At 28.7% G+C, this 13,802-nt stretch carries 16 protein-coding genes; 14 read left to right on the forward strand and 2 right to left on the reverse strand.

Annotated elements, in window-relative coordinates:
• Positions 1-412 precede the first annotated feature (412 nt).
• The 4 genes from MTP08_RS06240 (at position 413) to MTP08_RS06255 (ending at position 2,224) form a co-directional block, all read left to right on the forward strand.
• The gene (locus MTP08_RS06240; RefSeq protein WP_243577541.1) at positions 413-817 is read left to right on the forward strand and encodes a hypothetical protein; all 405 of its coding nucleotides are present in this window, start codon (positions 413-415) and stop codon (positions 815-817) included.
• A 93-nt stretch (positions 818-910) separates the two neighbouring features.
• Positions 911-1,423 (forward strand): DUF421 domain-containing protein, encoded by a 513-nt coding sequence (locus MTP08_RS06245; RefSeq protein WP_209389319.1) that lies wholly within the window; start codon positions 911-913, stop codon positions 1,421-1,423.
• A 2-nt stretch (positions 1,424-1,425) separates the two neighbouring features.
• Positions 1,426-1,923 (forward strand): GNAT family N-acetyltransferase, encoded by a 498-nt coding sequence (locus tag MTP08_RS06250; protein WP_243577542.1) that lies wholly within the window; start codon positions 1,426-1,428, stop codon positions 1,921-1,923.
• Positions 1,924-2,029: 106 nt separating this feature from the next.
• Positions 2,030-2,224, forward strand: coding sequence for a hypothetical protein (locus MTP08_RS06255; protein ID WP_243577543.1), 195 nt, complete (start codon positions 2,030-2,032; stop codon positions 2,222-2,224).
• A gap of 37 nt (positions 2,225-2,261) precedes the next feature.
• Here MTP08_RS06255 and MTP08_RS06260 read toward each other — a convergent pair whose 3' ends face one another.
• On the reverse strand, positions 2,262-2,576 hold the full coding sequence (locus MTP08_RS06260; protein WP_243577544.1) for a DUF4286 family protein: 315 nt from the start codon (positions 2,574-2,576) through the stop codon (positions 2,262-2,264).
• Between the two features lie 148 nt (positions 2,577-2,724).
• On the opposite strand from MTP08_RS06260, the gene gyrA reads away from it, so the two are divergent.
• Positions 2,725-5,307: a DNA gyrase subunit A gene (gyrA, locus tag MTP08_RS06265; protein ID WP_243577545.1), complete on the forward strand. Its 2,583-nt coding sequence runs from the start codon at positions 2,725-2,727 to the stop codon at positions 5,305-5,307.
• Positions 5,308-5,330: 23 nt separating this feature from the next.
• Positions 5,331-6,371: a tetratricopeptide repeat protein gene (locus MTP08_RS06270; RefSeq protein ID WP_243577546.1), complete on the forward strand. Its 1,041-nt coding sequence runs from the start codon at positions 5,331-5,333 to the stop codon at positions 6,369-6,371.
• A gap of 90 nt (positions 6,372-6,461) precedes the next feature.
• Here MTP08_RS06270 and MTP08_RS06275 read toward each other — a convergent pair whose 3' ends face one another.
• Positions 6,462-7,115 (reverse strand): NAD(P)H-binding protein, encoded by a 654-nt coding sequence (locus MTP08_RS06275; RefSeq protein WP_243577547.1) that lies wholly within the window; start codon positions 7,113-7,115, stop codon positions 6,462-6,464.
• A 121-nt stretch (positions 7,116-7,236) separates the two neighbouring features.
• Between MTP08_RS06275 and MTP08_RS06280 the strand changes: the two genes are divergently transcribed.
• From MTP08_RS06280 to MTP08_RS06315, 8 genes are all read left to right on the forward strand, one after another.
• The gene (locus tag MTP08_RS06280) at positions 7,237-7,590 is read left to right on the forward strand and encodes an MmcQ/YjbR family DNA-binding protein (protein ID WP_243577548.1); all 354 of its coding nucleotides are present in this window, start codon (positions 7,237-7,239) and stop codon (positions 7,588-7,590) included.
• A 26-nt stretch (positions 7,591-7,616) separates the two neighbouring features.
• Entirely contained in the window at positions 7,617-8,396 is a 780-nt protein-coding gene (locus MTP08_RS06285; RefSeq protein ID WP_243577549.1) for a GLPGLI family protein, read from the forward strand.
• 234 nt (positions 8,397-8,630) lie between these two features.
• The gene (locus tag MTP08_RS06290; protein ID WP_243577550.1) at positions 8,631-8,861 is read left to right on the forward strand and encodes a hypothetical protein; all 231 of its coding nucleotides are present in this window, start codon (positions 8,631-8,633) and stop codon (positions 8,859-8,861) included.
• On the forward strand, positions 8,851-9,624 hold the full coding sequence (locus tag MTP08_RS06295) for a GLPGLI family protein (protein ID WP_243577551.1): 774 nt from the start codon (positions 8,851-8,853) through the stop codon (positions 9,622-9,624). The genes MTP08_RS06290 and MTP08_RS06295 overlap by 11 nt, the downstream gene beginning before the upstream one ends.
• 66 nt (positions 9,625-9,690) lie before the next feature.
• Positions 9,691-10,458, forward strand: coding sequence for a GLPGLI family protein (locus tag MTP08_RS06300; protein ID WP_243577552.1), 768 nt, complete (start codon positions 9,691-9,693; stop codon positions 10,456-10,458).
• A gap of 69 nt (positions 10,459-10,527) precedes the next feature.
• A complete protein-coding gene (locus tag MTP08_RS06305; protein ID WP_243577553.1) occupies positions 10,528-11,274 on the forward strand; it encodes a GLPGLI family protein in 747 nt (248 codons plus the stop codon).
• A 100-nt stretch (positions 11,275-11,374) separates the two neighbouring features.
• Positions 11,375-12,163: a GLPGLI family protein gene (locus MTP08_RS06310; protein ID WP_243577554.1), complete on the forward strand. Its 789-nt coding sequence runs from the start codon at positions 11,375-11,377 to the stop codon at positions 12,161-12,163.
• Between the two features lie 395 nt (positions 12,164-12,558).
• A complete protein-coding gene (locus MTP08_RS06315) occupies positions 12,559-13,341 on the forward strand; it encodes a GLPGLI family protein (protein ID WP_243577555.1) in 783 nt (260 codons plus the stop codon).
• The last annotated feature ends 461 nt before the right edge of the window (positions 13,342-13,802 follow it).

A 13,802-nucleotide genomic window follows, 5' to 3' on the forward strand; every position in this document is an offset into this window, starting at 1 on the left:
TCTAAAAATAAGATTTTTTCACAATGCTGAAAAAAAAAGTTTACGAATCTCTCTTTTTTAGGAAAATATTTACTTCTTAAGGTTTTATATTTTAATGAAGTATTAAATTTAAGTATATTGAAACTAATATTTAATGCAGGAAATGATTGAATTTATACTTTTTTCATCTAAAAAAATTATTTTTATATATTTTTATTAATTTTACATTAAAAAATAAGTATTTGAATATCAAATAAATAACATCCAATGTTAACCAAATGTTAACTGAATATAAATTTAATATGAATTATTTTATATATCTTTGATTCATGGTTTTGGAAAATAGTGTTTTGACAGTTTTAATTAAAAACCTGTACATTATTAAAAACTATTACCTAAAAGTGATATATAATTAACAATAAACATAAGCTTTATGAAAAATAAAATTCAAATCTTAGTATCATCTATCATTATTTGCGGATTTGCCGGAATAATGAATAACGTAAAAGCTCAATCTACCAACAATAACACCATTGAAGAGGTTTTAATCAATAAAAATGATCCTTTCGCAGAAATAAGAAATCTTCTCGTTCAGAATTTCGATTTTACCAATTCAGATTACAAAGAAGGAATTGTAAATAGCGAAGTAAAATTCGATATTGCCGAAAATGGAAAAATTGTAAATGTTAGATCTAAAGGAGAATGCAAAAATGTGAGTAAAGAAATCGAAAATGTATTGTCTCACCTTCAATACAGAATAGATCCAGATAAACTCAGCCAGAACATGATTGCTTCTTCGTATGTAATGCCAGTGAAATTAGACATCAACAACAGATAGTTTAATTCCTTTTTTAAATATTTGCCAAACTGCTTGAAAAAGCAGTTTTTTTGTTGGTATATATTATTTACATTTGAATTTAAAATAATTATATTGGAGTCTATACTAAATATTGTATTCCGTTCACTTTGCGTGTATCTTTTCATGATATTTGCGATACGTCTTTTTGGTAAAAACCAGCTTTCGCAGCTTAATGCGGGAGATGTGGTACTACTTCTTCTTATTTCTAATGCGGTACAAAATGCAATGGTGGGAGAAAATACTTCGCTAGAAGGTGGGATTGTAGCTGCTCTGGTCTTATTTATCGCCAATTTCATTCTTAAAAGATTAATGTTTTCTAACAGATCTGTTGCAAAATTTTTAGAAGAAGATCCTGTAATCCTTGTGAAAGATGGAGTTGCTGATGCTACTGCATTAAGAAAAGTAAAAATTACCATTGATGAGTTAAATGAATCCATTCGCGAACATGGTATAGAATCTCTAAAAAACGTTAAATTGGCAATTCTTGAAGTAGATGGAAATGTAAGTATTGTTTCTGAAGATGAACACGATAAACAAACTCATTATTCCAGAATTAAAAGAAAATACAAAAGAAAATATCAGTAAAAATGAATTACGAAATAAGAGAAATGTTGCCGGATGATGAAAAAAGAGTTTTAGAAATTTTTCAACAGGGAATAGATTCCGGTATCGCTACTTTCGATACAGAATTACCAAGTTCCGAAGCATGGAACAGTAGTTTTTTTAATGAATGCAGATGGGTTTTGGAGAATGAAAACAATTTTGTAATTGGGTGGTGTGCTTTAAAACCCGTTAGCAAAAGAGCTTGTTTTCGTGGAGTAGCTGAAGTGAGTATTTATTTCGATCAAAACTATTTAGGTAAAGGTTTAGGAACAATCCTTCTTAAAAAACTCATTATTGACAGTGAAAATCATGGATTTTGGACCCTTCAGTCTAATATTTTCCCAGAAAATGAAGCTTCAATAAAATTTCATCAAAAAAATGGTTTCCGAACCTTAGGAACCAGAAAAAAAGTTGGAATTTTAAACAACGAGTGGAAAGATTTGGTAATGCTTGAAAAAAGAAGTGAAACAGTAGGCGTTTAGATAACAAACATTAAATTTTCTATTTTTTAAATTTGAATAACATTCATCTAAAGTTGATATTTTGGCATTTATATTGATTTATTGCTGGAAATCAAACAAACAAAATATGAAAAATTCAATCAAATTTTTAGTTGTTTTCTGTATAACATTTGCATTAGCAGCTTGTCACCCACCACCAAGACCGCCAGAGCCTCCGAAACCTCCTCATCCGAGACACGGAAGTTTAGAAAACAAAACCGAAAAAACACCTGATCTTTTGAACAAAAAAGTGATAATTAATTCCTCAAAAGATCAAGTTTAAAAAAAGTGAAAGCCCTTTGTTGAAAGGGCTTTCATTGTTATATTCTTTTTGTAATAGGATTCAAAGAAGTATTGAATATCATAATTTGGTCTGCAAATTTATTTTCTATTATTTCTATAATATTTAATAACTCGCTTTTATTAAACTCTTCCCGCTTTTCGTCATCTGAAAAAAGCAGGAGAAGATTGTAGTTTTTCCCTTCATCAATATAATCGCTTTGTACTTCAGAAAGGATATACTGGTCTACATCCATGAGATTTTCGGTCATCAAAATCAAACTTTCATTTACAAATTCTTCCCATGCTGTAATATTGGTTTTTATACAATGAAAAGTTATACTCAGTACACTCATATTTTAATATTTTTAAGATATTTTGACTAAAATTATCAGACAAAAATCGTTAAAATTTTTGTAACTTAGCACGTTATTAAAATTTGAAAATTAATTGTTTTCAGACATTTTTTTAAAAGTCTGATTATCATTGTAATAAAACTTATATATGCAAAAAGAAGGAGAAAGATTAATTCCTATCAACATTGTTGATGAAATGAAATCATCTTACATCGATTATTCGATGTCGGTTATTGTTTCGAGAGCATTACCAGATGTAAGAGACGGGTTGAAGCCTGTACACAGAAGAGTACTTTACGGTATGTATGGTTTGGGAGTTTTTTCAAACAGAAAATACTTAAAGTCTGCCAGAATTGTAGGAGATGTTTTGGGTAAATATCACCCTCATGGTGACTCTTCAGTTTATGATGCAATGGTGAGAATGGCTCAGCCGTGGAGTTTGCGTTATCCTCAGGTTGATGGGCAGGGTAACTTCGGGTCTATGGATGGAGATCCACCTGCAGCAATGCGTTACACAGAAGCAAGACTTAAAAAAATCTCTGATGAAATTTTATCAGATTTAGATAAAGAAACAGTTGATTTCCAGAACAACTTCGACGACAGTTTGCAGGAACCAACCGTAATGCCTACAAAAATTCCTAATTTATTGGTAAATGGTACTTCGGGTATTGCAGTAGGTATGGCAACCAACATGGCTCCACACAATCTTTCTGAATCTATAAATGCTATCTGTGCATATATTGATAATAGAGAAATTACTATTGATGAGTTGATGCAGCACATTATTGCTCCGGATTTTCCTACGGGAGGTATTATTTACGGTTACGATGGTGTAAGAGATGCATTCCATACAGGAAGAGGCAGAATTGTGCTTAGAGCAAAAGTAGGCTTTGAAGAAATAGGAAACAGAAATGCAATTATCGTATCAGAAGTTCCTTATCAGGTAAACAAAGCTGAAATGATTGCAAGAACTGCAGAACTCGTTAAAGAAGAAAAAATCCCGGGTATTTTCGAAATTAGGGACGAATCTGACAGAAATGGTTTGCGTATCGTTTATGAACTGAAGAATGACGCTATTCCTAATGTTGTTTTAAATTTACTTTATAAATATACTTCTTTACAAACTTCTTTCAGTGTGAACAATATCGCTTTGGTACATGGCAGACCAGAGCAGCTTAATTTAAAAGATATTATTCATCATTTCGTAGAGCACAGACACGAAATTATTGTAAGAAGAACTGAATTTGAGCTTAGAAAAGCAAAAGAAAGAGCACATATTCTAGAAGGTTTCATGAAGGTAATCGGATCTCAGGATTCTTTAGACAAAGCGATTTCTATTATTCGTCATTCTGCCAATCCTCAAGCTGCAAAAGAAGGTTTAATTGAAGCTTTCGATTTATCCGAAATTCAAGCTCAGGCAATTCTAGATTTACGTCTTGCCCGTCTTACAGGAATGGAGCTTGATAAAATTCGAGATGAATATGAAGCAATTATGAAGGAGATTAAAGATTTAGAAGATATTTTGGCAAACGAACCAAGAAGATTCCAGATCATTAAAGATGAATTGTTAGAAATCAAGGAAAAATATGGTGACGAAAGAAGAACAGAAATAGATTATTCTGGTGGAGAAATGTCTATTGAAGATATTATACCAAATGAAGCGGTTGTTCTTACCATTTCTCATGCAGGATATATTAAGCGAACATTGCTTTCAGAGTACAAAATTCAAAGTAGAGGAGGCGTTGGTAATAAAGCTGCTACTACAAGAGATTCCGACTTCCTAGAATATATAGTATCTGCAACCAATCATCAATACATGCTTTTCTTTACCGAAAAAGGAAAATGTTATTGGTTGAGAGTTTTTGAAATTCCTGAAGGATCTAAAACAGCAAAAGGAAGAGCGGTTCAGAATTTAATTAATATTGAACCGGATGATAAAATTAAAGCGTACATCAGAACCAATGATCTGAAAGATTCAGAATACGTTAATCAGATGAGTGTGGTGATGATTACCAAAAACGGAACCATCAAAAAAACTTCATTAGAAGCTTATTCCAGACCGAGAGTAAATGGTATTAATGCCATTGAAATTAGAGAAAACGACCAATTGTTGAGTGCATATCTTACCAATGGAGAATCTCAGATTATGATTGCAACCAAGAATGGTAAATGTATCAGATTCCCAGAAGAAAAGGTAAGAGAAGTAGGTAGAGGAAGTATCGGAGTTCGTGGGATTTCTATGGAGGATGACGATGAAGTAATTGGAATGATTGTTGTAAATGATGTAGAGCACGAAACCGTTCTTGTGGTATCTGAAAAAGGTTACGGTAAGAGAACAGCAGTAGAAGATTATAGAATTACCAACAGAGGTGGAAAAGGAGTTATTACCCTTAATATTACCGAAAAAACAGGTAATCTAATTGCGATTCAAAATGTGACCGATGAAGATGGATTGATGATTATCAACAAATCCGGAGTTGCCATCAGAATGGGAATGGATGAAATGCGTGTAATGGGTAGAAATACTCAGGGTGTTAGAATGATTAATCTTAAAAAGAATGATGAAATCGCTGCTATCGCCAAAGTTGAAATGGATAAAGAAGTCGCAGAAGATGAAATAAATGAAGAGACAGCTTCAGAAGCTGAATTATCCAATGAAAATATTTCAAATCAAGAAAATTTAGATCAAGAAGCTTCAGATAATGATGATCATTCAGGTTCTGAAGAATAATTAATACAATTAAAAAGTTACCTATGAAAAAGTTAATTTTAAGTGTGGCAATTACGCTTTCGGCTCTTGCTTTCGCACAAAAACAAGATCCTAAAGAGCTTAACGCAAAAATAGAACAGTCTAGCAAAATTGCTTATGATGCCTATAATGATAAAAATTATGCGGTTGCTGCACCCAAGTTTATTGAACTCTATAATCTTTTGAAAGCAAACGGCAATGATGAAAAAATATATATGTACTATGCAGGTGCAAGTCATGCTATGGCTAACAACCTAAATGAAGCAATAAATATTTATAGTGATTTGTTAAATTCTGGATTTACTGGTGTTCAGACACAGTATACAGCAAAAGAAGCTAAATCAGGACAGGTTGTCGCTTTAAATAAAGATATTTGGGAGGCTCTTAAAAAAATGGGTTCTAAAGATTATACAGAATATAAAGTTGAACAAACTAAAAGTGTAGAACCTGAAATTTATGAGACTTTATCTAATTTGTTACTGAATGTTAAGAAAAATGATGAAGCTTTAGCCATAATTGAAAAGGGATTGTCTAAATATCCTAATAATACCAAATTAAAAGAATATCAGGGAACAGCATTGTATGCAACTGGGAAAACAGATCAGTTTTTAACGAACTTAAAAGAACAGCTAGCAAAAAATCCTAATGATCCTACAAACTGGTATAACTTGGGAGTTTTACAATCTAAGAATGAGTCTACACAAGCAGAAGCTATAGAATCTTTTTCGAAAGCTATAAAATTAAAACCAAATTTTTCTGCAGCACATCAAAATTTGGTTTATGCTATTATTGGTGACGATTCTAAGGCTGTTGATGAAATTAACGCTTTAAGAAAAACCAATGCAGATAAAGCAACGCAGTTTATCGAAGCAAGAAAAGAAAGATTTGCAAAAGCACTTCCTTATGCAGAAAGCTGGTATCAGGTTGAACCTTCAAATATTGATGCTGTAACAGTGTTAAAGCAAATTTACATTATTACAAAAAACCCAACTAAAGTTGCGGAAATGAAAGCTAAAGAGGCTGCATTACAGTCATCTGCAAAGTAATAAGTATTTATAAAACATTTAAATCCGTCTGCTAATCTAATTTTGCAGACGGATTTTGTTTTTATTGCCCTTTAAAGATTAAAATCAACCTTAAATACTTTTTTCTGCAAAACTAAAAATATTAGCAAGTTCAACAGTGGAATATCCATTGCTTTTAATTTTTGAAGCATTAATCATAGCTTTTGCAAGTACAGAAGTCGGTAATGGTTTTTGGCTTTCGAAAAGTCCGAGTTTATTGGCAAACTTTATTATTCTGCTTCCTAAGACTTCTCCAGTTCTCTCCGAGTCTTTTCTCTCTAACATTCCCGGTTTGAAAATGGTAATCTTATCAAAATGAAGATTTTTAACCGCAACTTCCAGTTCACCTTTCATTTTAGAATAAAATATTTTAGATTGAGTATTTGCACCATAAGCAGAAACTAAAACATAATCTGATACATTATTTTCTTTTGCTGCTTTCGCAAATTCAAGCTGATAATCATAATCTACTTTTCGCTGTGCTTCTTTGCTTCCCGCATCTTTTAATGTTGTACCCAAACATGAAAATGCTACATCGCCAACGACAAGATTTTTCCATTCTTCAGGATTTTGAAAATTTACCACATGAGTTGTTAGTTTATCATTATATATCGTGAGCGGTTTTCTTACAAACACTATTACTTCACTGAAATCCTGATCGAGCAATAACTGCTGAACCAGTTCTTTTCCTGTGGCGCCTGTAGCACCAATTACGAGAGCTTTCATTGTCTATTATAGTATAAAATGTGTATTCTTTTTCTAAATTTACTAATTTTGAAATAATTGTCAGTATAAATTTAATTTACATCATTATTCACACGCATATTTATATTAAAACTCATACTAAATGGATGCCAACGAAATTTTAGAATACTGTCTTTCAAAAAAAGGAGTTACAGAAAGTTTTCCGTTTGATAATGAAACTTTGGTTTTGAAAGTTGGAACAAAAATGTTCCTATTAATGTCATTAGAGAGACAGCCTTTAAGCATTAATGTAAAAACAGATCCCGAATGGAGCCTAGAACTTCGTGAACAACACCCGCAAATTACCGGAGCGTATCACATGAACAAAATACATTGGAATTCGGTTTCTGTAGATGGTTTAAAAAGAGATTTACTTTTGAAAATGATTGATCAATCGTATGATTTGGTATTTAAATCTTTGACAAAGAAAATTAAAGAAGAAATTTTAAATTTATAAAATTATATAAAGCACAAATAACACAAATGAAATTTAGACTACTTTTTATATTAATATTTTACACTTCAAGATATTTTTGCCAAGACAATATTAATAATATTATAGAATATTCTTATATACATGATTTAAAGACTTCTGTGGAGGAGGATAGTGATTTTCTTTACTTTGATCAAGATAAAAGCATATATTTTCAGTACGGTAAGGCAAATGAAAAAATAAAATTTGAAGATATTAATAATTCTAATTTTAAAGCTGAATTACTTACGTATTTTTTTATCAATAATAACAGTAAAGATTATTTCTTTTTAGGATATAAGGTTCCTCCCAAAAAAATACTTACAACAGATACTATTCCGGAAATTAAATGGACAATAAATCCTACTAAAAAGAAAAAAATATTAGGATATGACTGTTTATTTGCTACGGCAATTTTTAGAGGAAGAAGTTGGAATGCATGGTTTACTAAAGAAATTCCGGTAAGTTATGGTCCCTGGAAGCTCCACGGATTACCTGGATTAATTTTAGAAGCTGAGGATTCTAGTACTGCTTACAGTTTTATTGTTAAAAAAATTACTCTTAATACTCAGGCTATATTAAATAAAATATTTTTGGATTATATTGAAGAGAAGAAAAAAAACTTAATTTCTTTTGAAGAATATATTAAAAAAGAGAATATACAAAAAAGAGATTGGTTTAATAAAATACTTGCTGAATTACCACTAGGAACTGAAATGCAAAATCCTATTTTAAGAGAAAATGACTTAGAAGTTCAGTTTGAATGGGAAAAATCTCCGGAAATATTTTAATGAAATATCCTATTTATGTATTAAAATCTTTTTTATTGATTTAAAGTGAATTCCAGATAGGAAATATTTTAAATATTTGATATTCATATAATAATTATTTTATCACAAAACAAAGACAAGTCTACTTCTTTAAATGCGTTTAAGCACTTATATAATATTTTCTGCTTAATAACGTTTGGAAGTATATCAAAAATATTTAAACACAAATAAATTTTAATTTCAAAATTTAATGCAATGAAAAAAAATATTTCACTATTGTTTTTAACAGTGAATTTTGCGGGTAATACATCAGCAATTGATAAAACCGCAAAGCCACAAAGTCTGTTTGTTAAAAAGATACTAAACTGCAAAATTGATTCTATAGATCTTCTCAAGAAGTTTTCCTGTTCATTTTTTATTACAACTGTTGTAAGAAATGCAAATACTAAATTCACCAATAATTATACTTTAAATAATGGCTTATAATAATTCGGTTATGAAGAAATTTTTGCTTACTCTTTTTGTGGTTCTATTTTCTTATGTAATAGGGCAAAACAAATCGATTGTTGTAGAATATAATTATTTTCCTGGTCAATACGAAGAAGAAGCCAGTAATAATTATTTATTTTTAAACGAAAATCATAATATTTTCTTTTTGTATGGTACTGCAGGAACTGAGCTTAAATTTGAAAATATCGAAAACGATTTTAAAAAAAGCCGTATTGGTAGTATAATAGACCACATTTCCGATAACAAACTGCTCTTTACGGGTTATATGACGGGTTCTAAAAGATACTTAACAGAAGATAATTTACCTAAAATTATTTGGAGCTTGAAAAATGAAAGTAAAGAAATTCTAGGTTATAAATGCTATAAAGCTGAAGGTACTTTTAGAGGTAGAAATTGGATTGCTTGGTATAGTCCACAAATTGCATCTCAATTAGGTCCCTGGAAAATTGGAGGATTGCCGGGTTTGGTTTTGGAGGCTTATACCGATAAAGATGAATATAAATATACAGCTAGAAGAATTCTGACTAATAGTAATTTAACTGTTCCGCAAGGAATTATTGATTATATTAATGAAAAGAAGGGTAGTATTATACCATTCAAGGAATATATAGAAAAAGAGAATGAATTTATACAAAGTTTGAGCAGTGAACAATTATCTAGTATGCCTACCGGAACTACATTAGTAAAACAACCTTTAAGAAATGCCCAAATTGAATCTATTTTCGAATGGGAGTATTAAGAAACTTTATGTAGATTTTCTTTAAATTTAAAATACATTGAATGCATTAAATTCATTTTATTCAGAATGAAAAAAATATTTACGATAATATTTATTTTAGTTATTGCTATTATAAAATCGCAATCAAAAATAATAATTGAATATGATTATAGTTTTGCTAATATGGATAATTTAAACGCATTCATTATAGGCAGTCAAGATAATTCTTTCTTCTTTTTTTCAAATGATGCAAACGCTACTTACAAGAGTTTGAAAGACAGTAACTTTTCTTCCGTTAATCAATTTTATATTTTTAATTACAATTTAAACGAAGAAAATTTTTTTCAAAGAATTTATCTCTTACCAAAAACGAATAATGTAACTTCTAAATTAGCTGTAGAAAAAATTAAGGATTTAGATTGGAAAATAACTTCTGAAACAAAACAAATTTTGGGATATAAAGTTTTTGCAGCAACAACGCAATTCAGAGGCAGAGATTATAAAGTATGGTTTTCTAAGGATTTACCTATTAGAGTATTTCCTTGGAAACTTAAAGGTCTGCCTGGTGCAATTCTTGAATTTGTAGATAGCGAAAATTTTATAAGAGGATATGCAAAAAAAATTATATTGAATTCTGAAGAAGAATTTCCAAATAAAGTTTTAAAATTTTTCTCAAAAGATGATTTGAATTTAGCAATACCATTTAAAAAAATGGTTGAGCTTGAAAATGAAGTTTTACAAGAACATATGAATGAATCTATAGCAGCTTTACCTAAAGGTGTAAAATATGCAGTTCCTAACATACGAGAAATGATGTTAGAGAAATCTTTCGAATGGAAGCAACCTAAACCTTAGTTAGTATTAATGAAAAATAGGTGAGCGTATATCAATATGATTGGGAATATAGAATAACTTGAAAATATCATGAATATTAAGACATTTTATTTTTTTCTTCTATCAGTAATTTGTAATGCTAGTTTCTTTGGACAACAAAATACTATTGTTGAATATAACTATCAATTTTTTGATGGTGGTGAGCCAACCTCAGAAAAACAATATTTAATTATTGGAAGAGATAAGACTTTTTACTTTACTTACAATGCAACATTAGATAGTTTAAAATTCAATGAAGATTTTATTTTAAAGAAAGGTTTTAATCTAAAATTTATCAGTAATAATAGTCTCATAGAATATAAAACTTCTCTCCCACAAAAAAGAGCTCTCGTTTCAGATTCTTTACCCAATTTTAACTGGAAAATACTTAATGACACTAAAATTATTTTAGGATATAATTGTCAAAAAGCATCTATAGTATTTAGAGGTAGAAAATATGATGTGTATTTTACAAAAGATATTCCTATAGATAAGGGACCTTGGAAGTTCAATAGTTTACCAGGACTAATTTTAGAAGTTTCAGATCAAAATAAATTTTTTAAGTTTGAGGCAACCAAAATATTCCTAAACAGCAAAATACCAATACCTCCTTTATTAGAAGATTTTTTTGAGAAGTATAAAAATAACATTATTCCTTATAAAAGATTTATTGAAGAAGAAAATAAATATTTGCTATACTTACATGAAATGATAAAAGCTAATAGTGCACCAGGTGCAATTTATGATAATATAAATTTGAGAGAATATTGTATAGAAAAGACTTTCGAATGGAATTAACCTTAAAAATTTGAATAAAAATATTTTCATTATTTATTAAAAGTAAAATTTTAAATACAATATTTTTTTTAACCTTTATTGTAACAAATCATTTTTATTCATGAGATTATTAATTTCTTTAGTTTTCATTTCAAATTTATTTTTTTCACAAGAAAATAAAATAAATTTTGTTCAATATATATTAAAAACGAGTAATGGCTACAATGAGACCAATAATTTAGATGTGTTTTTGTTATTTAATGATAGTAAGAAAATTTATTTTACGCCATTTTTATATAAAGATAAGCCTTATCAGCCAATTGATTTTGAAGATTTTACAAGACAAGACTTTTCAAAAAATGTTGATGAAATTGTTAAACACGATGCAGAAGACAATATCATTTATGAAAATAAATATGATATGATTAAAAATTCTGTTTATATAACAGCTGATAAAGTCAATTTTAATTGGAGTTTAAAAAATAATTTTAAAACTATTTTGGGATACAAAAGCCAACAGGCTCAAACAGAATTCAGAGGAAGAATTTGGACAGTTTGGTTTACAGATAAAATTCCTACACAATTTGGACCCTGGAAGTTTTATGGTTTACCTGGTTTAATCTTGGAAGCAAGAGATAATTTAGGATTATTTGAATATTCTGCAAATAAAATAATACTTAATTCTGATTATCAATTCAGTAAAGTTATTGAAAACTTTTTTGCTTATAAAGATAGAGCAATTGAGTATAAGAATTTTGTGGAGATTGAAAACAAAAATATAAAGACTCTTAATGAACAAATTAGGTCATCCTTTCCTAGAGGAACCGTTTTTTTAGATGATAATGAACCATTGAGAAAACTAAAATACGAATTGTCCTTTGAATGGGAAAAAGAACCTAAAAAACCTTAATGAATACTTGTGCTTGCTTTTTCTATATTATTCTTAAAAATTTCTGTGCAAACAGATGTTAAAGCTTTTCCGAAAATGAAAAAGTAGATTCACAAAATAATAGGTTTGCGAAATTTTTGTTTATTTTATATTTTTCATTAGATAATCGCAATAAAAAACAATTTAACATAATATTATATTTAAAAAAATCAAAATTACTATTGTGTAATTTATTTTCATTTTTTTGCTTTGTAATGTCAAAACAAAGTGTACAAATGTTTAAACACAAATTAATTTAACTTTAAAAATTTTAGAATGAAAAAAAATATTAAAGGACTGTTTTTATCAACAGGATTTATCTCGGTTTTATTCGCTGAGAAAGAAGTAATAGAATTATCATTAAAAATTATTAGATTTTGAAAAAGTTCTTCAAAGTATTATTCCTATTTTTATCAACACTATTCATTACAGCCCAAAATAACAGAAATACTTTGGTAGTTCAGTACGAATCCAAATTAATGGGAAATGAAATGTATTCAATTATGGTTGGTATAGAATCTAGAACAATTTTTTTCTATTCTAATGTAAAAGATGATATAAAAAATATATTTACTAATAATAAATTAGATATCAATCCCTATTTTGTATTTATTAATAATGGACAAGAGAATGTAATTTATAAATCTTTTAGTTTTTCTTCTCGAGAATATTATAAAAAAGGTGGATTGAGTATAGACAATTATCCTAAGATGATTTGGAAGATTTCAACTGAAACCAAAAATATTTTAGGATTTAAATGTCAAAAAGCTAATACTTCTTTCAGGGGAAGAGATTATACTGTTTGGTTTACCACAGAAATACCCGGGAATTATTTTCCTTGGAAATTTGAAGGATTACCTGGTGTAATTTTAAGTTTTTCTGATAAAGAAAAACTTTTTACATCTGAGGCAATTTCTGTAATTCAAAATAAAAATCCTTCGGTTGAATTTGAGGAAAAAATTGATAAATATTTTTCAACATATAAAAATTCTGCTATAAAATATCAGAAAGATATAGAAAATGAAGATAAATGGTTGTTAGAAAGAAGAAGCGAACGTAATGCTAGTTCTCCATTAGGCACAAATATTATTAAGTCTCATATAAGAGAATTAGATTTTGAAAAGGAATTCGAATGGGAAAAAGAACCTAAAAAGCAATAATGAAGAGCTGTCTTATTTTTTATATTATTCTTAAAAATTTCTGTACAAACAAAGGTTAAAGTATTTAGTATCTGAAAATAAAAAATAGATTCATAAGATGATATTTTTGCAAAATTTCTGTTATTTTTGTGTTTTTTATTAGATAATAGCAAAAAAAACCTATTTAACATAATATTATGCTTAAAAAAAATCAAAATTACTATTGTGTAATTTATTTTTTTTTTTTGCTTTGTAATGTTGAAACAAAGTGCAAAAATGATTTAAACACAAATTTATTTAACTTTAAAAATTTATTAGAATGAAAAAAAATATCATAGGACTGTTTTTAACAGAAGGAATTTCAGGAATTGTTTTGTTGTACCAGTTGATAAAGAGCAATCAAACAATTGCAAGCTTCTGTTGATGTTAACCCGTAATAAAAAAATGTGAAAACATACTTTTTCTTTTTTATATTACTTATT

This window comes from Chryseobacterium oryzae (genome assembly GCF_022811665.1).
Classification (GTDB): domain Bacteria; phylum Bacteroidota; class Bacteroidia; order Flavobacteriales; family Weeksellaceae; genus Chryseobacterium; species Chryseobacterium oryzae.